This window comes from Methylobacterium sp. SD274 (assembly GCF_017355285.1).
Classification (GTDB): domain Bacteria; phylum Pseudomonadota; class Alphaproteobacteria; order Rhizobiales; family Beijerinckiaceae; genus Methylobacterium.
Genome location: NZ_JADIJP010000001.1, coordinates 1 through 18,752, shown reverse-complemented (window position 1 = coordinate 18,752; position 18,752 = coordinate 1). Strand labels below are relative to the sequence as shown.

At 65.1% G+C, this 18,752-nt stretch carries 17 protein-coding genes and 4 pseudogenes; 14 read left to right on the top strand and 7 right to left on the bottom strand.

Translation table 11 applies throughout. The features are described from left to right. The first annotated feature begins 51 nt into the window (after positions 1-51). From IPV08_RS00100 to IPV08_RS00090, 3 genes are all read left to right on the top strand, one after another. The gene (locus IPV08_RS00100; protein ID WP_207409867.1) at positions 52-939 is read left to right on the top strand and encodes a LysR family transcriptional regulator; all 888 of its coding nucleotides are present in this window, start codon (positions 52-54) and stop codon (positions 937-939) included. Between the two features lie 143 nt (positions 940-1,082). Further along, entirely contained in the window at positions 1,083-1,433 is a 351-nt protein-coding gene (locus tag IPV08_RS00095) for a hypothetical protein (protein ID WP_207409865.1), read from the top strand. Continuing rightward, positions 1,427-1,714 (top strand): hypothetical protein, encoded by a 288-nt coding sequence (locus IPV08_RS00090; RefSeq protein WP_207409863.1) that lies wholly within the window; start codon positions 1,427-1,429, stop codon positions 1,712-1,714. Before IPV08_RS00095 ends, IPV08_RS00090 begins: the two co-directional genes overlap by 7 nt. A gap of 186 nt (positions 1,715-1,900) precedes the next feature. Here the strand turns inward: IPV08_RS00090 and IPV08_RS00085 are convergent, their stop codons facing one another. Then, positions 1,901-2,692 (bottom strand): cyclic nucleotide-binding domain-containing protein, encoded by a 792-nt coding sequence (locus tag IPV08_RS00085; RefSeq protein ID WP_348646058.1) that lies wholly within the window; start codon positions 2,690-2,692, stop codon positions 1,901-1,903. Between the two features lie 79 nt (positions 2,693-2,771). Between IPV08_RS00085 and IPV08_RS00080 the strand changes: the two genes are divergently transcribed. The 3 genes from IPV08_RS00080 to IPV08_RS00070 all read left to right on the top strand — a co-directional run bounded on the left by IPV08_RS00080 (position 2,772) and on the right by IPV08_RS00070 (position 6,838). Beyond that, on the top strand, positions 2,772-5,204 hold the full coding sequence (locus tag IPV08_RS00080; RefSeq protein ID WP_348646049.1) for a response regulator: 2,433 nt from the start codon (positions 2,772-2,774) through the stop codon (positions 5,202-5,204). Positions 5,205-5,397: 193 nt separating this feature from the next. Then, positions 5,398-5,757, top strand: coding sequence for a response regulator (locus tag IPV08_RS00075; protein ID WP_207409859.1), 360 nt, complete (start codon positions 5,398-5,400; stop codon positions 5,755-5,757). Between the two features lie 46 nt (positions 5,758-5,803). Next, a complete protein-coding gene (locus IPV08_RS00070) occupies positions 5,804-6,838 on the top strand; it encodes an adenylate/guanylate cyclase domain-containing protein (protein WP_207409857.1) in 1,035 nt (344 codons plus the stop codon). Positions 6,839-7,092: 254 nt separating this feature from the next. Here IPV08_RS00070 and IPV08_RS00065 read toward each other — a convergent pair. Both IPV08_RS00065 and IPV08_RS00060 read right to left on the bottom strand, forming a co-directional pair. Next, a pseudogene (locus IPV08_RS00065) lies at positions 7,093-7,326 on the bottom strand (cadherin-like domain-containing protein); the annotation flags it as partial. A 15-nt stretch (positions 7,327-7,341) separates the two neighbouring features. Continuing rightward, positions 7,342-7,533, bottom strand: a complete 192-nt coding sequence (locus IPV08_RS00060; RefSeq protein WP_207409855.1) for a hypothetical protein — start codon at positions 7,531-7,533, stop codon at positions 7,342-7,344. A 120-nt stretch (positions 7,534-7,653) separates the two neighbouring features. Here IPV08_RS00060 and IPV08_RS00055 point away from each other — a divergent pair. After that, positions 7,654-8,629, top strand: a pseudogene (locus IPV08_RS00055) (IS630 family transposase). Between the two features lie 162 nt (positions 8,630-8,791). Here the strand turns inward: IPV08_RS00055 and IPV08_RS00050 are convergent. The 3 genes and pseudogenes from IPV08_RS00050 to IPV08_RS00040 all read right to left on the bottom strand — a co-directional run bounded on the left by IPV08_RS00050 (position 8,792) and on the right by IPV08_RS00040 (position 11,838). Then, a pseudogene (locus IPV08_RS00050) lies at positions 8,792-9,896 on the bottom strand (IS5 family transposase). Between the two features lie 66 nt (positions 9,897-9,962). Next, entirely contained in the window at positions 9,963-10,460 is a 498-nt protein-coding gene (locus IPV08_RS00045; protein WP_207409853.1) for a VCBS repeat-containing protein, read from the bottom strand. 445 nt (positions 10,461-10,905) lie between these two features. After that, entirely contained in the window at positions 10,906-11,838 is a 933-nt protein-coding gene (locus tag IPV08_RS00040) for a LysR substrate-binding domain-containing protein (RefSeq protein ID WP_207409851.1), read from the bottom strand. A gap of 186 nt (positions 11,839-12,024) precedes the next feature. Between IPV08_RS00040 and IPV08_RS00035 the strand changes: the two genes are divergently transcribed. The 7 genes and pseudogenes from IPV08_RS00035 to IPV08_RS24395 all read left to right on the top strand — a co-directional run. Next, complete coding sequence (locus tag IPV08_RS00035; protein ID WP_207409850.1) at positions 12,025-12,705, top strand: phosphoribosyltransferase family protein; 681 nt, start codon at positions 12,025-12,027, stop codon at positions 12,703-12,705. Next, positions 12,702-13,976: a hydantoinase/carbamoylase family amidase gene (locus IPV08_RS00030; protein ID WP_207409848.1), complete on the top strand. Its 1,275-nt coding sequence runs from the start codon at positions 12,702-12,704 to the stop codon at positions 13,974-13,976. Before IPV08_RS00035 ends, IPV08_RS00030 begins: the two co-directional genes overlap by 4 nt. Positions 13,977-14,138: 162 nt before the next feature. Continuing rightward, complete coding sequence (locus IPV08_RS00025) at positions 14,139-14,933, top strand: transporter substrate-binding domain-containing protein (RefSeq protein ID WP_246747694.1); 795 nt, start codon at positions 14,139-14,141, stop codon at positions 14,931-14,933. A gap of 105 nt (positions 14,934-15,038) precedes the next feature. Next, entirely contained in the window at positions 15,039-15,701 is a 663-nt protein-coding gene (locus tag IPV08_RS00020) for an amino acid ABC transporter permease (RefSeq protein ID WP_207409846.1), read from the top strand. A 10-nt stretch (positions 15,702-15,711) separates the two neighbouring features. Further along, positions 15,712-16,353 (top strand): amino acid ABC transporter permease, encoded by a 642-nt coding sequence (locus tag IPV08_RS00015; RefSeq protein ID WP_207409844.1) that lies wholly within the window; start codon positions 15,712-15,714, stop codon positions 16,351-16,353. Then, a complete protein-coding gene (locus IPV08_RS00010; protein WP_056427772.1) occupies positions 16,350-17,150 on the top strand; it encodes an amino acid ABC transporter ATP-binding protein in 801 nt (266 codons plus the stop codon). Before IPV08_RS00015 ends, IPV08_RS00010 begins: the two co-directional genes overlap by 4 nt. Position 17,151: 1 nt before the next feature. Continuing rightward, positions 17,152-17,426 (top strand): annotated as a pseudogene (locus IPV08_RS24395) (IS5/IS1182 family transposase); the annotation flags it as partial. Between the two features lie 399 nt (positions 17,427-17,825). On the opposite strand, the gene IPV08_RS00005 reads toward IPV08_RS24395, so the two are convergent. Continuing rightward, positions 17,826-18,542 carry a sulfate transporter family protein gene (locus IPV08_RS00005; protein WP_207409842.1) on the bottom strand — a complete coding sequence of 239 codons (717 nt, stop codon included), beginning with the start codon at positions 18,540-18,542 and terminating at the stop codon, positions 17,826-17,828. Positions 18,543-18,752: the final 210 nt, after the last annotated feature.

The window sequence follows — 18,752 nt, the reverse complement described above, 5'->3', positions numbered from 1 at the left end:
CGGGCCAGCGTTCCGGTGACTGCGGAAGGAAATTCGCTTAACCGTGACGACATGGACAAGCTCACGGCGTTCGATGCCTTCGTGCAGTCGGCTGAAACCGGCAGCTTCGTCGCGGCGGGCCGCAAGCTCGGCCTGTCAGCCTCGGCAGTCGGCAAGGCGGTGGCACGGCTCGAGCAACGGCTGGATGCGCGGCTGTTCCATCGCAACACGCGCAACATGACCCTGACCGAAGAAGGACGATTGTTCCTGGAACGCTGCCACCGCATCTTCGAGGAGATCGAGGCGGCCGAAGCCGAGCTGGCCCGGTCCAATCGAACCCCGAGGGGCCGGTTGCGTGTGAGTCTCCCGCTGGTCGGCATGTTGCTGACGCCGGTGATGGCTCATTTCATGCGCACTTGGCCCGAGGTTCAACTCGACCTGGATTTCACGGACCGGCTGGTGGACGTCGTGGAGGAAGGGTTCGACGCCGTCATTCGGACCGGGCACCCCTCTGACAGCTTGTTGATGAGCCGCCATCTTGGACGGTTCCGCCTGAAAATCGTCGCGTCACCCAACTACTTGGCGCAATATGGAGTGCCGCTCACCCCTGACGACCTGCACGAGCATCACTGTCTTCATCAGCGTTCGCCGGACACTGGAAAGCTGCGGCCCTGGCCCTTTGTGCGTGCTTCAGGCCAGGGGAAGCCCGTCCTGCCCGAGCGGATGAGCGCGACAGCGGTCGACCCCCTGATCGAACTGGCGAGCGCGGGAATGGGCATCGCCTGTCTGCCGCCCTTCGCGATCCGCGACGAAATCGCCGATGGCCGTCTCGTGTCCATCCTGGACGAGTGGTTGACCGGGACCGATCAGTTCCATGTCCTGTGGCCGGCCAGCCGGCAGATCACGCCCAGACTACGTGCGTTCGTCGATTTCATGGCCGAACATCTACAGCCGCAGTAAAGACGATACGCGAGATCGCCAAGAGTGGTCCCGCTGTCTATTCAAGTGCTCAGCGATGATCTCAGAAGCGAAACTTAGTCGTTCAAGCTGCACAACACAGGGGTGTCGAGGCGAGCGCAGAAATCCGGCTGGAAGTCTTCAGGGTGTTTCGCACCGGGCTGGAAGAGTCGAGAACCGGCCGGCGCAACATCTCTCGTGCCTACCTACAGCGCTCGACGATGCTTCTGTGTACAATCGGCTCGGTGGCGACGGCGGACGATCTGCTCGGCATGCACCATATCCATCGACATGGCATTCCGATCGTGACGGACTTGACAGCGTGCGTTTTCGGCATCCGCACTCAAGCTGTTGATTCAGCTCGCGACAGCAACAAATTGATGAAATTGCTTCACGAGAAAGCGATTTCTTTCGGCGATCATCAATCATGGCGAGGAATCCGCACGCAACCAGAGGATATGCTTCGGCAATCGCCGTTGGTGGCCTCGTTGTGCTGATGGTGCAGGAAGTGCCGAACTGGAACGCGACCCTCATAGGTCTGCTCTCCCTGATCGCGTTTGCCGTACTCTGGATACTGGCAGGACGCGAGGTCATCGAGGAGGGGGCGCGCGCGCCGGTTCGGGTCGCCGTCACGGTTCATGACATCGAGGCCGATGACGCGGCCATGTCAGAGCACCGCTTGCTTCTCGGCCCGCCGGGACACCTCGAATTACTCGAACCTCGACGCTCACCGACGATCTTGTCCCTTCGACGGCTCCCGAAGCTGCGTTGGAAATAGCGGCACCCAGAGAGTGCGTGTCCGAGCGAGCGGCTCGACGGACGCGATCCCTTCGTTCGTGGAGCGGTTGTCAGCTCTTCCCTTCTTTCCAGGCACAAGGTGCCGGAAAGACCTGCGCACGGCGCGAACCTGTTTGGGGCCGCAGGATCATGACAGGGTTAAGTCTCATGAGCACCCCTGATTGACTCAAGAGAGCTCCGCTTCGAGCAGCCGATTGGTGTCGACGATCTTGTCGGCCAGTTCCAGAATGAGAAAACGTTGAACGTACAGCGCCAGGTGAGGGCGTTCACGCTCCATGCGGGCCAGAGCGGCCCGATCGATGCCGACGGTGCGGCAGGGGCTTTCGGCGATCGCCGTGGCGGTGCGTCGCCCCCCCTGGGCCAAGCCGATTTCGCCGATGACAGTGCCGGCTGTGGTCGTGCGCAAACGATGGTTGGAGCGGCCGGGCATCTCCAGGCGGATGGAAATGAGGCCGTGTTCGAGGAAATAAAAAGCGTCAGCGGGCTCACCCTGACGCATCAGCGCCTCGCCGGCCGCCAGGGTGCGGAGACTAAGATACGGTTCCAGTTCGCCAGCCCCGACCGTGCAGCCGAGCCTATCGGCAAGGTGCTGAGCAAACGATGTCGCCTCACCTTCGTCGCTGGTCCCGGCCGCTGACAAGAGAGCCGTCTCCGCTGCCCGCATGGCCGCATCGCGGGTGCGAAAGATCCGTATTCGCGGCTCTACGAGAAGTCCGTCACGTTCGATCTGTTGATGAGCGATTGGGCTGAGATTGACCAGCAAAACGTCGAAGCGCGCCTGCTCGGCGAACTGCCCGATCTTGCGGAAGACAAGCAGCGCGGAACTGTCCAGTCCGACACATTCACGGAAATCCAGAATCAGGAAACGGAAATCGGCGGTCGCTTCCACGTCAGCGGTAGCTTGGCGCAAGATCATCTGCGCGTTCAGGAAGAACAGGTACCCTTGCAGGATGTAGATCCGCGTCCGCTCCCCTGATGCATGCAGCAGATCGGTGATGTGGCGCGCGCGAATGATACTGCTTCGACGCTCAGCTCCGGTGTCCTATCTCCTGACCGCCTCACCGTCGATGATCTGCAGCTTCGAGGTGGGCGGCCGCAACGCACCGACATTCATCAGTGAGAATGTCCGGGACCTTCTCGGCTACGAGCCGAGCGAGTATCTCGAGGGCCCCGATTTCTGGCTCGAGCGGCTTCATCCCGACGACCGGGACCGAGTTCTGGCCGAGTTCCCCCATCTTCTCGCGAATGGCCACCACGTCGTCGAGTACCGGTTTCGGCGAAAGGACGGTATCTATCGCTGGGTAAGGGACGAGCAGCGCCTGATCAGCGGACCGCATGGCGAACCTGTCGAGGTCGTCGAATCCTGGAGCGACATCACCGAGCGCAAGGAGGCGGAATTCGCACTTCGGGAGCAGACGACTCTCGTCGAGCTCCTGCAGGTCACGGCAGCCGCGGCCAACGAGGCGCTCAACGTCGAGGATGCCTTGCCGATCTGCCTGGGTCGGATCTCGGCACATACCGGATGGCCGCTCGGGCACGCCTACATGCTTGCCAATGACGGCAGCGAAACCCTGGTGTCGTCCGGCATCTGGCATTGCGATACGCCGGAGCGCTTTGCGCGCTTCCAGGCCGTCACTTCGGAGACGCCGCTTCCTGTCGGCATAGGGCTGCCGGGACGCGTGTTGGCATCCAGCGAAGCGATGTGGGTCCTCGATCTCGATGCGGAATCCGACCATTCCCATGCCGGTGCCGCCGCTGCGGAGGGGTTCCGGGCGGCTTTTGGGTTCCCCGTCACGATCGGTCGTGAGGTCGTTGCGGTGCTGGAGTTCTTCGCGGCTGACGCGCAGGCACCGAACCGGGCGCTCCTCAACGTCATGGCCAATATCGGCGCGCAGCTCGGCCGGGTGATCGAGCGCAAACGTGCCGAGGAGAACCTGCGGGAGGCCAAGGACGCGGCAGAGAACGCCAGCAGATCCAAGAGCAGCTTCCTGGCCAACATGAGCCACGAATTGCGGACGCCGCTCAACGCCATCATCGGCTTCACGCGGCTCATCATGCGTCGCGCCAAGGACGTGCTGCCCATCAAGCAGTTCGAAAACTTGGAAAAGATCCTGCTGAGTTCCGAGCATCTGCTCTCCCTGATCAACACCATCCTCGATCTCGCCAAGGTCGAAGCGGGCCGGATGGAAGTGAAGACATCGGAATTCTCGCTCGAATCCACCCTCGACCTCTGTCTCCGTACGGTCGAGCCCCTGGTCAAAAGCGAGCGCGTGCGACTGGTCAAAGATTTTGAGGGCCTGCCGGAGACGATCAGCACCGATCAGGAGAAGCTGAGGCAGATCCTGATCAACCTTCTCAGCAACGCCATCAAGTTCACTGAAACCGGTTCGGTGACCCTGCGCGCACGCGCGGTCGGGGACCGGATCGCACTCGCGGTGATCGATACGGGCATCGGCATCCCGAGCGGGGCGCTGACCCTGATCTTTGAGGAATTCCAACAGGTCGATAATTCCGCAAGCCGAACACATAGTGGAACCGGGCTCGGCCTCGCCATCAGCCACCGACTGGCCCGGATGCTCGGCGGCGACGTGGGCGTGGACAGCCACGAGGGTAAGGGCTCGACCTTCACCCTCACCATTCCGCGGCGTATCGACGGCAACGTCGAACCTCAACCCAGCCCTCGGGCGCCTGTGACCGAAGCCGTAAATCGGACCTCGTCCAGGACCGTGCTCGCCATCGATGACGACCCGAACGTCGTCTACCTCCTCAGGGAAAATCTGCTCGACGCGGGCTACGACGTAATCGGCGCCCCCAATGGCGAGGACGGCCTGAGGAAGGCACGGGAGCTTCAGCCGCGCGCCATCACGCTCGATATCATGATGCCGGGAACGGATGGGTGGCAGGTCCTGCATGCGCTCAAGACCGACCCTCTGACGCGTGAGATTCCCGTAATCCTGATCTCGATCGTCGACCAGAAGGAGCTCGGCTTCCACCTCGGTGCCAGCGACTACATCGTCAAACCATTCGAGCGCGAGTCACTGATCGGCGCCCTTGGGCGCGCGGCCCCCGACAGCGAACGCATCCTCGTGATCGATGACGACCCGAACGTGGTCGACCTCGTCCGGCAGTTGCTGGATACCGAGCGCTGCACGATCGAATGGGCGCGCGACGGCGTCGCGGGCCTCGAACGGATCTCGCAGGCGCGCCCGAGCGTCATTCTCCTGGATCTCCTGATGCCGGGCATGGACGGCCTCACCTTCCTCGATCACCTGCAGGCCGATCCCGTTGCCCGCACGATCCCCGTTGCCGTCTTGACGGCGGCATCCTTGAACGCAGCCGACCATGGCATGCTTCGGGAACGCGTGCGCGGGCTCATCGACAAGCAGGGTCTCGACCGCGACGCACTCATCCGAGAGGTCAGGCGGGTATTGCCGTTACTGGAAACCCAGGGCGCCGAGATCGCCCAATGATCCGCGCCGTGGAAGCGAGAATGCGTTCGATGAACAGTCTGGTTGGGCGCAGCGGCATCGGCTGGCGGCGAGCCATGGATCGGCGCAGGATTTGCCGAGTCCTCACCGGAAAATCGAGCCGGACAAAAACAGGGCTTGCTAGCACCGGGCAGCGCCCCGGCTTTCTCTTCGTAGACTACGAAGGTTTCGCGCGATGAAGACCATCCTCATTGTCGAAGATGGTACTCTCATTCGCGATCTGCTGACCCAGCTCCTCGAGGACGACTACGCGCTGTTGATCGCCGTCGATGGTGGTGCGGGCGTCGCGATGGCCGCGAGTCATATCCCGGATCTCATCCTCATGGATCTTTCCCTGCCCGTCATCGACGGCTGGGAGGCGACGCGTCGGATCAAGGCCAACCCGGCGACGGGAAACATTCCCGTCATCGCGATCACGGCCAACGCGATGAGCGGCGACGAGGAAAAGGCCAAGATGGCGGGGTGCGACGATTTCATGACGAAGCCTGTCGATGAAGACCTGCTTTTCGCCAAGCTACATCAATGGCTCGATTGAACGCAGCCGGTCCTGAAGCGGCTGCGACCTGGAGATAACGAGACCTGTGGACCCCGCACGCATCCTCATCGTCGACGATGAAGCCTTCAACCTTGATCTGCTGGAGCAGGAGCTCGAGCTTCTCGGACACGAGAGCGTTCGGGCCACCAACGGATGCGCTGCGCTCGATCTCCTGAATACCGAACCGTTCGATTTGGTCCTGCTCGACGTGATGATGCCAATACTGGACGGCTACGCCGTATTGGACAGCATAAAGTCGAACGACCGGCTCCGTCATACCCCGGTGGTCATGATCTCGGCGCTGACAGAGATCAGCAGCGTCGTACGCTGTATCGAGATGGGGGCCGAAGATTACCTTCCCAAGCCCTTCGAGCCGGTACTGCTCGAAGCGCGGATCCGTGCCTGCCTCGACAGGAAGCGGCTGCACGACCGGGAAGTGGCCCATCTGGAAACCATCAAGCTCCAGCAGAAACGAGCGGACGACCTGCTGCACGCTATCCTGCCCGTCGCGGCGGTGAGCGAGCTGATGAGCACCGGCCAGGTCAAGCCGCGGCTTTTTCACGATGTCGCAGTGCTCTTCATCGATCTCGTCGGCTTCACGGCGTGGTGCCACAGCAAAGGCCCCGAAGACGTCGTGGCCGAAGTTCAGCGTCTGGCCGAAGCGTTCGAGGTCGTGGCGCACAAGCACGGCATGGAGAAAATCAAGACGATCGGCGACGCCTTCATGGCAACCGCCAATTTGTTATCGCCCCATACCGATCCGGTGACCGCGGCGATCCGCTGCGCGCAGGACATGGTGTCCATCGCTGGTGATGGCTCCACCGGATGGCGAATCCGGGCTGGAATTCACATCGGCGCCGTCGTTGGCGGCATCGTCGGGCGGTCGAAGTTCACCTTCGATCTCTGGGGCGACACGGTGAACGTGGCCGCTCGTCTGTGTTCGCTCGGCGACGGATGTTCCGTTCATCTCTCCGAGGAAGCCTCAGCCCGCGTGCATGACGGCAGCGCGATCAACCATATCGGCAAGGTGTCTCTCAAGGGAAAAGGCGAGATCGAGGTTTATTGCTTTAAATTTAGGTAGCGCCATAGCCGATATTCTTATCTCAGACTGATCTGACATCAGATTAGCATGAAAATCAAAGAATATTTCAGTTTGTATAAGAATACACACTTTCATTTGGTATTCGAATATTTCATAGCCCCACCGAAGGAGCCACAATGCGGACGTCCGATCTCAAATAACTAACGATGACGCACTGGGACGACCCGCAGCGTCATACGGCTTAAACTCCTCCGCCTGGGTGAAATCGGCTCATCCCGTAGAAATGTGCATCGTTAAGTGAGGAGCCCGGGGGCCGGGGCGTTGGTACCGTCGCTGACGCCGTAGGTCAGCGTTACAGGACCCGTGGCGTTCGCCGCCGGCGTGATGGTGAAGGAGCCGTCCGGGTTCGCCGTGACCGTGCCGCTGGACGAGATCAGGCCCGACACGGTCAGCATCACGGCGCCCGCATCGGCCCAGCCCTCGAGCAACTGCACCTCGGTCACCGTGTAGGCGATGTCCTCGGTGCCGTCGGCGAGCGCGGTCTACGTGAAGGTCAGGGACAGAGCGGTGGCGTCTATGGCCAGGTCGGTATCGGCGCCCATGGTCGCGCTGGAGACACTGGCCGGGTCGAAGGACAGCGCGGTGGTCGAGGTGTTGAGCAGCACCGAGACGGTTCTGCCGTCGTTATTCGCAACGAGGATGTCGAGCCGGTTGTCGCCGTTCACGTCGGCCACCGTCGCGTTGCGAGGCTCCGAGCCGACGGCTAGAGCCGTGCCCTGGCGGTTTGAATCGTTTGGGGTAGGCGATCTGGCTGGCGTGTGAGTCACTGGACGGGCTTATGAGGGGGGATTGCCATGCTTTCAGCCCTGTCAGTCGATCTGCGCGAGCGTGTGGTCGCCGCGATTGAAGCGGGCGCATCGCGGCGTCAGGCTGCCAAACGCTTCGGGGGCGGGGCAGCCAGCGCGATCCGTTGGCACGAGCGTTACCGGCAGGACGGGCGGATCGCGCCCAAGCCCATGGGCGGCGACCGCAACTTGCAGCGCCTGGAAGCGCAGGCGACCCTGATCCTTCGGATCAACGAAGAGCATCCGCAATCCTTCCTGCGTGAACTGCGCGACAGGCTCTCGGAACGAGGCGTCCGGGCAAGCACGAGCAGCCTGTCACGCTTCTTCGCCCCGCATGGCATCACCCGTAAAAAGGGGCTGTCCACGCGGCCGAGCAGGAGCGGCTGGATGTGAAGGCCGCACGCGAGGACTGGTTCGAGCGTCAACCCGATCTCGATCCGGATCGCCTGGTCTTCCTCGACGAGACGGCCGCCACGACCAAGATGGCCCGCCGCTACGGTCGCGCGCCGCGCGGCCAGCGCTGCCGGATCGCCGTGCCTCACGGGCACTACAAGACCACCACCATCACCGCCGCCCTGCGGGCCACGGGCCTGATCGCCAGAACCGTCTTCGATGGAGCCACGAATGGTATGCGGTTCCGGGCCTACGTCACCGACACCCTGGCTCCGGTGCTCAAACCCGGCGATACCGTCATCCTCGACAACCTGAACGCCCATAAGGTCGCCGGGGTGCGGGAGGCCATCGAGGCGGTCGGCGCACGGGTTCTCTACCTCCCGCCCTACAGTCCAGAACCGAAGGACCGCGAAGCGACTTCAACCCCATCGAGCAGGCCTTCGCTAAAGTGAAAGCCCTCCTCCGGACCGCCGCAGCGCGAACCGCCGACGACCTGACCATTGCCATTCGAGAGGCTTTCTCTGCCTTCCGACAAGACGAATGCCGCAACTATCTCATCGCCGCTGGATACGATCCCTATGATCCAAGCTGATCGAGCATGGCTCTAGCAGGCCGCTGAAGAAGTCTGATTTGGATCTTGTCATGGATGATGTCGGCTGTTTTGGCGGCGACCGGCGCCTTCGAGGGGGGTTGGTTCGTCACCTTCGGCGGCCTCTCCGTTTCAGGAGGTGGGCCCCGGCCCCGGGCTTTCCCCTCATCCCGTCGCCTTGGCCAGTAGCCTGGGCAGGCGCACGAGGTTGTAGGCGACGGCCGCGAAGGTGAAGACCGCCTCGACCTTGAGCTTCGACCGGACCTTCACCTTGGCCAGCCCCGCCTGGACCTTGATCCAGCCGAGGACCTCCTCCACGCGCTTGCGGCAACGCCAAGCTGATCGCGTAGCCGGGATGGTGCGTGGTGCGACCACCGATGGCCGTTTTGCGCGGCTTGCCGGATTTGGACACCGCCCCGTTGATGGCGATGTGGGGCGTGACGCGGCGCGCCCGCAGGTCGCCGACGAAGGCCCGGCCATCGTAGGCCTTGTCCGTCCCCAGGGTGATCCGATGCCGGCGCGGACGCCGGTCGAGCATCGTCAGCGCCGCCTCGCGCTCGGCGGTCCCCGTGGCATGGGTCAGCGTCGCGTCCACCACGAGCCCGTTGCGGTTCTCCATGAGGGCATGGCCCATGAAGCACAGCCAGCTCTCCTGGCCGGCGCTCTTGCGATAGAGCCGGGCATCCGGATCGGTGGTCGAGGCATGGGTCTCGTTCGAGCGCGTCTCCTTGCGGAAGTCGCGTTCGCCGTTGCGGCCCGGTCCCGGCGGTTCGCCCGAGCCGTCCTTGGGCCGGAAGCTCTTCATGCTCGCCCAGGCCTCGATCAGCGTGCCATCGACGGAAAAGTGGTCGCTCGACAGGAGCCGCTCGACCGGCTTCAGCGCGAGTAACCCCGACAGGAAGGCGCGGGCGACATCCGCCTCCAGCAGCCGGTCGCGGTTGTGCGTGAACACCGTCGGATGCCAGACGGCGGCGTCCATCTCCAACCCGACGAACCACCGGAACAGCAGATTATAGTCGATCTGCTCCATCAGCATCCGCTCGGACCGCACGGAGAAGAAGGCCTGCAGCAGCGTCGCCCGCAGCAACATCTCCGGCGGGATCGAGGGCCGCCCCGTCCTCGAATACAGCGCCTCGAAACGCTCGTTCAGTCCGGCCAGAACCTCGTCCGCCAGCGCCCGGATCGGCCGCAAGGGATGGTCGGTCGGAACGCGTTCCTCCAGGCGGACGTAGCTGAACAGGCTCTCCGACCAATCCTCACGCCCGCGCATCGCCCGACCCCACTCTTGCCTCGGACAGAGTGAATCATCTTCAGGACATGCCGACCACCGACTTCTTCAGCGACCTGCTAGGTCGGTCGTGCCGCTGAAGCCGCCGGCCCCGTCGCCCAGCCGCACCGAAACCGTGTTGCTGCTGTTGTTGGCGGTAAGGATATCGAGCTTGCCATCCTCGTTCACGTCGGCGACCGTCACACTCGCTGGCGCGCCGCCGACCGTGACGTTCGGTGCCGTCGCGAAGTCGAGCAGGCCGGGCCTGTCCAGCGATCCGCCGTTGAGATCGAGGCCGGTGACGGTGAGGCTCGCGTCGTCCTCCCCGGCCGCGATCGTATAGGTGAAGGTCGCGCGTCCTTCCCCGTCGAGGCCGGCATAGGTGGCGGTTGCGCCGTTGCTCAGGGTCAGCCGCGGCGCGCCGGTGACAGCGACGGCCGTTTCCGCCTCCAGCGTGAAGGTGACGGTGTCGCCCGCCTTCAACGTGCCGGCACGGCTCGCCGTCGTGATGATGCCGGTCGCCTTGTTCAGGCCGGTCACGTCGGTCGTCGAGTTCGGCAGCGTCATGACTCATCCCCACGGCTCCGCCGCATCGCGAGGCCGCCCTTCGTTCAGGTTCGTGGAAGGCTCCACATCGGGAGCCAATGCAATGCGAGGCCCTGGGGGACATGGGGTCGTCGGCACCATGCCTTCTGGGCGCCCCTCCCTACTGCGAATCATCAGACTGTTCTAGTCAAAAAACCGGCATACGCACTAATTATCGTATCTGTACTTATAAAAGGCGCCCTTATCAGCCAAATGTTAATTAATATTTTACAGATTACAAATTATAAAGGCCCTGTTGTAAATCATATCACAGCATGCATTCGTCGCGAGAAAAACTCGAAAGCAAATGTGAGCTAATTTACAACAACACTTGTCTCGTGAGCTTGAATTATTGCAGTTTACCCACGCGGCCGCGTGGGGGCTTTCGTCCGCAGGGCCTCAGCGAGCCTGACTCATGGATCATGGCTCACTGAAGCTTGGTATCGGGGACGGCTTCCGGCGCGAGAAGCCCCTCGACGAACCGCATTGCCGGCCCCGACAGGGCTGCGAAATCGACGGCATAGAGGTTGAGGGCGCTCACCGCCCAGGCATCGGTGAGCTCGGCCGCGTGCAGGTGGCGCTCGCCCAGGGCCTGGAAGGCACCTTCGGCCATCACGCCGATGCCCATGCCGCATTCGATCATCCGGCACATGGCCGAAAGGCTGTCGACCTCGACCCGCTGACGCAGGGCGCGCCGCGCCTCGCGGGCGACCCGGTTGAGGTGGATCTGCACCGTGCTGCTGCCGCGCATGCCGACCTGCTCGAAATCCAGGGATTCGGCGTAGGCCACGTGGCTGCGGACACCCAGCGCATGCCCTTGCGGCATCACCAGGACGAGGCGCTCGGTGCGGTAGGGCCGCGCCGACAAGGGAAGGCCGGGCTCGCAGGCGCCGCAGATGCCGAGATCCGCCTCGCCCTCGATCACGTCCTGCGCCACGCTGCGGCTGCTGCGCTGACGCAGGTCGATGCGGATGTCGGGATGCGTCCGCGCGAAGCGGGCCATATCGCCGGGCAGGAACTGCTCCACCGCCGAGGCGCTGGCGCTGAGGCGGACGCGCCCACGCACCCCGCCGGCGAATTCGGAGAGGTCGCTGCGCAACTGCTCCACGTTCAGCAGGATCGTCAAGGCGTGCTGGCGCAGCTGATCGCCGAGGAAGGTCGGCCGGACGCCACGGGCATGGCGGGCCAGCAGCGGATGGCCGATCACCGCTTCGAGTTCGGCGACCCGGCGGCTCAGGGCGGAGGCCGCGATCTGCCCGCGCTCGGCCGCCCGCGCGATGCTGCCGGTCTCGCAGATCAGCACGAACAGCTCCAGCGTCCCGAGATCGAGCTGGCGAAGGAAGTGGCGCGGCGACGGCACGAAGGGGTTTTCCGAATTGGCGAAGTTCGCCGTGTCGGCAGGCAAAACCGGCGCCATCGCGGGCCGACGGTCGGCCGAGCCGTCGCGGAATGCGATGCCTCGACGCCGGAGATTGAACTTCTCGGGCCCCGAGCCCCTGCCTAGGTTGCGGCCTCGCTTCCCCCGACACTCCCGGAAAACGTCGCGATGTCCTCAACCTTCCAGCCGGCCGCGTCCTCCGCGCGGGTGGCCCAGGCGCTGGTGCAGGTCGGTGCCGTGCGCCTCACCACCGGCCAGCCCTTCATCTACACCTCCGGCTGGGCGAGCCCGGTCTATGTCGACACCCGCCTGCTGATGTCGGATGTGGCCCTGCGGACCCTGGCGATGGATCACGCAGCCGCGCGCCTCGCCGGGACTGTCGCCGAGAGCGGCGTCAACGCGATCATTGGGGCGGAGAGTTCCGGCATCGCCTTCGCGGCCTGGATCGCCGAGCGACTGCGCCTGCCGCTTCTCTACCTGCGCAAGAAGCCGATGGGCTGGGGCCAGGAAGCCCGCCTGGAAGGACGCCTGCCCCACGAGGCCCGCCTTCTCCTCGTCGACGATGTCACCACGGACGGCCGCTCCAAGATCGCGGCGTCCCGGACTCTGCGCGAGGCCGGAACCGCGATCGCCGACGTCCTCGTCGTGGTTGATTACGGGATCTATCCCGATTCCGCCGCGCGCTGGGCCGAGCATGCCCTGGCCCTCCACGCCCTCACGACGTGGCGCGACCTCCTCGCCGCTCTGCGGGAGGCCGGGGACCTCAGCGCGGAGGCCCGAGCGATGCTCGACGCCTTCACGGCGGACCCGGTCGCGTGGTCCCTCGCCCATGGCGGAGTCGGCGCGTGAGCCGGCCCCAGCACCTGGCGAACCGCATCCTCGACGCCGTGGCGGACCTCTCGCGGGACGGGCTCGGCGTCACCCGCGAGGCCTACGGCCCGGGCGAAGAGGCGGCGATGCGGGCCATCGAGGGCTTCGCCGCCGAACTCGGCCTCGCGGCAGAGCGCGATCGCTTCCAGAACCTTTGGCTGCGCCTGCCCGAGGATGCGCGCTCCGAGCCGCCGGTCGTGATCGGCTCGCACCTCGATTCGGTGCCGCAGGGCGGCAATTTCGACGGTCTCGCCGGGGTCGTCGCCGGCCTGCTGGTGCTCGACCGCCTGCGCGGCCGGGCCGGACTGGCGCCGCCCCTGCGGGTCCTGGCCCTGCGCGGGGAGGAGAGCGCCTGGTACGGCAAGGCCTATACGGGCTCGCTGGCCCTCCTCGGCCGGCTGCCCGCCTCGGCCCTGGCCCTGCCCCATCGCGCCGGCCGAGGCACCCTCGGCGAGGCCATGGCCCGCAGCGGCGTCGATGTCGACGCGGTCTCGCGGGGCGAAGCGTTGCTGCGGCCGCACGAGATCGCCGCCTATCTCGAACTCCATATCGAGCAGGGGCCGGTGATGATCGCGCGGGGCTGGCCCTCGGCGGTGGTCACGGGCATCCGCGGCAACATCCGCCGTCACCGCATTCGCTGCGTCGGCGAGGCCGGGCATTCCGGGGCGGTGCCCCGCTGGCTGCGCAAGGACGCGCTCCTCGCGGTGGCCGAACTCCTGTCGAGCATGGACGAGCATTGGCGCGTGCTGCTCCAGATGGGCGTCGACCTCGTGATGACGGCGGGCATCTGCACGACATCCGTGCAGTCGCACGCCGTCTCGGTCATCCCCGGCGAAGTGACGTTCAGCTTCGAGATCCGAAGCCAGGATTCGGACACGCTGGCGCGGTTCGACCAGCTGTTCCAGGAGGCCTGCCGGGGCATCGCCGCGAGCCGGGGCGTCAGCTTCGACTTCGACGCGGCCCTCACCTCGGCCCCAGCCGCCATGGATGCGGGCTGGATCGCACGGCTGGAGGCGGCCGGCGCGGCGCGGGGGGCGCCGGTGGAGCGCGTCCCGAGCGGGGCGGGTCACGACGCCGCGGTCTTCGCCGGGTCCGGCGTGCCCGCCGCGATGGTGTTCGTGCGCAACGCCAACGGATCGCACAACCCGCATGAGACCATGGACACCGCCGACCTCCTCGACGGCGTCGACCTACTGCTCACGGCGCTGACCGGGGCGGCGGCGAAGGACGTGTCCGGGCTCGCGGCTTGACGTTCGTCACGCCCTGTCCCCCGACCGCGCTGCCAAGTGCACAAGAATTGCACAGGCCTCGCGAATGCAGAGGCCCCCGCAATCGCCGAGGCCCCACGGCGGCCTTCGCAGCGGCGGTCTCTGCAAGAAAGCTCGTTTCCCCCAAGAGAGTTTGATTTGCCGATGTCCCTGACCAAACGCAGCCTCCTCCTCGCCCTCGGCCTGAGTTCCGCCCTGCTGTCGATGGGGAGCGTTCAGGCCCAGGAGGCGCTCGCGCAGATCGAGAAGTCCAAGGTCGTGAAGATCGGCGTGCCGGCCGATTACCCGCCCTACGGCTTCGTCGGCCTCGACCTGAAGCCGATCGGCCTCGACATCGATGTCGCCAACCTCATCGGGGCCAAGCTCGGCGCCACGGTGGAACTGGTGCCGGTGGTGAGCGCCAACCGCATCCCCTACCTCCAGACGAAGAAGATCGACCTCATCGTCTCGACGCTCGGCAAGAACGAGGAGCGGGTGAAGATCATCGATTTCAGCGCTGCCTACGCGCCCTTCTACCAGGGCGTGTTCGCGCTGAAATCCCTTCCCATCAAGAGCTTCGACGACCTCGCGGGCAAGTCCGTGGCGGTGACGCGCGGCGCCATGGAGGACGAGATGCTGGGCAAGGTCGCCCCCGCCTCCACCCAGATCCAGCGCTTCGAGGATCAGGCCGCCACCACCGCCGCCTTCGCGGCCGGGCAGACCCAGGTCATCGCCACCAGCGTCTCGAATATCGGCGTGCTCAGCCGCAAGAGCCCTAATCTCGGCATCGAGTACAAGCTGCTGCTACGTGACAGCCCCTGCTTCGTCGGCATCGCCAAGGGCGAGGACGCCCTCTTGAAGAAGGTCAACGAGATCGTCCTGGCCGCCAAGGCGGACGGCACCCTCGAAGCCCTCTCGCAGAAATGGCTGAAGCGCGGGACCGGCGACCTCCCCCTGTAAAACCCGCCCTAGAGAACCTGCCGCTCTGAAACTCGCCCGTCCGCCGAGGGCCGTCCCGCTGGGCCGGCTCTCGCTCACGCCGCCTGCCGGGGTCCCCGACCGTCCATGCCGCTGCAACTCGACTTCGCGAGCATCCTCGCCCAGTGGCCCCTGCTCGTCCGGGGGGCGGCCTGGACCATCGGCCTGACGGCGGTCGCCACCCTGCTGGGGGGAATGATCGGCATTCTCTGCGCCTGGGCGCGGGCCAGCGGGCCGCGTCCGCTGCGCTGGCTCGCCGGCGCCTATGTCGAGCTGATCCGCAACACGCCCTTCATCGTGCAGCTGTTCTTCATCTTCTTCGGCCTGCCGGAACTCGGCATCCGGCTCTCGCCAGCCCTGGCCTCGATCCTCGCCATGACCGTCAACCTCGGGGCCTACGCCACCGAGATCCTGCGCTCCGGCATCGAGGCGACGCCGCGCGGGCAGATCGAGGCCGCCGAGAGCCTCGCTTTGACCCGGGCGCAGGTCTTCACCCGGGTGGTGCTGCCCCCGGCCCTCAAGAAGGTCTGGCCTGCCCTGGTGAGCCAGATCGTCATCGTCATGCTGGGATCGGCCGTCTGCGGCCAGATCTCGACGGAGGAACTGAGCTACGCCACCAACCTGATTCAGAGCCGGAACTTCCGGGCCTTCGAAGCCTACATCGTCGGCACCCTGATCTACCTCGCCCTCGCGATCCTCGTACGCAACCTGCTCAACTGGGCCGGGCCGCGCTTCCTGTTCGGCCGTTAGGGAGGTCGCCATGCCGGAATTCACGCTCTGGGACATCGTCCGTAACCTGCTCCTCGCCGCGCGCTGGACCGTGGCGCTCTCCCTGATCGCCTTCCTCGGGGGCACGGTCGTCGGCCTTGGCCTCCTGCTCCTGCGGCTCTCGGGACGACGCGTCCTCGAGCGCGGCGTGGGCGCCTATGTGCAGCTCTTCCAGGGCACGCCCCTGCTGATGCAGCTGTTCCTTCTGTATTTCGGCCTTGCGATGGTGGGGGTGAACACCTCCGCCTGGCTCGCGGCCTGCGTGGCGCTGACCCTCTACGCCTCCGCCTACCTGACCGAGATCTGGCGCGGCTGTGTCGCCGCGATCCCGCGCGGGCAGTGGGAAGCCTCCGCCAGTCTGGCGCTGAGCTTCGGCCAGCAGTTTCGCCACATCATCCTGCCCCAGGCCTTGCGGATCGCGGTAGCGCCCACGGTGGGCTTCCTGGTCCAGGTGGTGAAGGGTACGGCGCTCGCCTCGGTGATCGGCTTCGTGGAACTCACGAAGGCCGGCGGCATGATCGCCAACGTCACTTACGAGCCGATGCTGACCTATGCCTGCGTGGCGGCGATGTACTTCGCCCTGTGCTTTCCCATCAGCCTCTATGCCCGTGTCCTCGAAAGGAAACTCGCATGAATGCCGTTCCCGAGCCGCTGCCGACGGGCGGCCTCGCCGGTACGCCCCACACCCGGGTCGGCGCCCCGATCCTGCGGATCACGGCATTGCGCAAATCCTACGGCACCCACGAGGTCCTGCGCGGCATCGACCTCGACGTGGCGCGCGGCGAGGTGCTGGCGATCATCGGCAAGAGCGGCTCCGGCAAGAGCACGCTCCTGCGCTGCATCAACGGCCTGGAGGTGTTCCAGCACGGCTCGCTGATCGTCGACGGGAAGCACCTGCTCTACGACAACGCCAAGGCCATGCGTGAGCTTCGCCAGGGCGTCGGCATGATCTTCCAGAACTTCAACCTGTTCCCGCACCTCTCGGTGGGGCGCAACGTCATGCTGGCGCCGCACCTCGTGAAGAAGCGCGGGGGCCCCGAGAACGAGGCCCGCGCCCGCCAGCTCCTCGCCCGCGTGGGTCTGGCGGAGAAGTTCGACGCGATGCCGGACAAACTCTCCGGCGGGCAGCAGCAGCGCGTGGCCATCGCCCGGGCGCTGGCCATGGACCCGGCGATCATGCTCTGCGACGAGATCACCAGCGCGCTGGACCCCGAACTCGTCGGCGAAGTCCTTCGGGTGGTGGAATCGCTGGCCGAGGAGGGCATGACCCTCCTGATGGTCACCCACGAGATGAACTTCGCTCGCAAGGTCGCCGACCGGGTGATCTTCATGCATCAAGGGCTGGTCCACGAGATCGGCCCGCCCGCGGAGGTGTTCGGCGCTCCGAAGACGCCCGAGCTGCGCCAGTTCCTGTCGTCGCTGCACGATTGAGGATGCGGGCGATGCCAAGGAGGCGAACCTCGTCGGGCTGCAGGAGCCGCGGATCACCTCCTATCTGGCTCCGGGGCGGGCGTGTCACGGAGAGACGGATGGGGCCGGTCGCCGGAAGCTGACGAAGACGTCCCCGATGCGTGCGATGACCGCGCGGTTGAAGCGGCGGGCGGCCGCAGGAAGCAGGTGGTCGAGCGCGTGTTTGGGTAGATCGAGCAGACCCGAGGCTCGCGCCGGTTCCTACCCCGAGGCCTCGACAAGATCTGGGGCGCATGAGCGATGCTTTGCACCATCGGCAACTTCCTCAAGCTGGCGAAGGCCGGGAAGTGAATCCAAGGCAAGTGACATGACCGTCAAAATTCCCATGCCAATCCCGACGCGCGAAGCCATTACTTAGACAGACGCGGTGATTGGGGTCCGGCCGCGGGTCCGCTGAAGGCGGCTGCTCCTATCGAGATGTGGGATCGTGGGCGAGGTTGCATCGCCACAACATCAGGAAAGGTCAGCCATGACGCACCCTTCCCGGATTTTACGTCCCCCTTGAAGAGACCGCCATCTGTGTGGTCGACGAGGCAGGTCGGAACATTGAGTAGCCGAGAGCCTTCGGCCAAGGGCAGGCCCTACAACTCCGATCTCGACCTCAGATTTTGGCGACGACCTGCCCTGAACGGGGCATTATCCGAGCCGCTTACGCGGATCCGGTCCGGTCAAGGTAGCCTTCCGGCTCAATCCCTTATGGACATGCACCATGAGGGCGATACCGAAGAGCGGCGTCAGCAGGTTGAGGACGGGCACCACCATCAGCCCCGCCAGCATGGCGCCGGCTGTCATGGTGGTCATTCCGAAATGCCGGCGCATCTCCCCCGCTTCCGCCATGGGCCGGAAGCGCCCGGCGGCGAGTTCGAAATACTCGCGTCCGAGCAGGTAGGTGTTGGCGAGGAAGAACGCCACGAGGTTCACGCCCGGCACGAAGAACAGGATCAGCGCCACGAGGTTGACCAGCAGGGCGAGCCCCGCGAAGCGCAAGGCGTAGAGCATCGCCGAGCCGATCGGCAGTGCCGTGCCCGGGGCGTCACCGGGAAAATCGGTGCGCTCCACGATGGCCGCCGCGTCGTCGAGGAAGTAGCCCGCGACCAGGATCGAGACCGCCGGCATGACATAGGCGAGGCCGATGAACAGGCCGGCGCCGGCGAAGAAGACCGCCAGGGTATCCAGGAACGGATAACTCGCCGAGAGATGATGGTTCGCCAGGAACCAGTCGATCGCCTTGGTGAGGCCGGCCCAGATCAGGATGAGAAGCCCGATCGTCAGGGCGAGCGACTTCCACAGGATGGCGCGCAGAGGCGGCGACAATACCTGCCTGAGGGCAGCGTAGGCAGCCTGAATGAGCATGGCGGCCGAATCCTTGTTCCGCGCGAGGGAAGACGGGTGCCCGGACAGGCCCGGCCGTCAGCGCCGGGTTCTGGCGTCGCCCGCGCTGCGGCGCAACCCCGGCCGGTCTTTCGCGGTGCGGCATGGCCTCTCCAACGATGCGACATGAAGGACGAGCCTCACACGAGTCCGTGCAATGTTCTCCCACCGTAACGGCTGGTAGAGAATCAC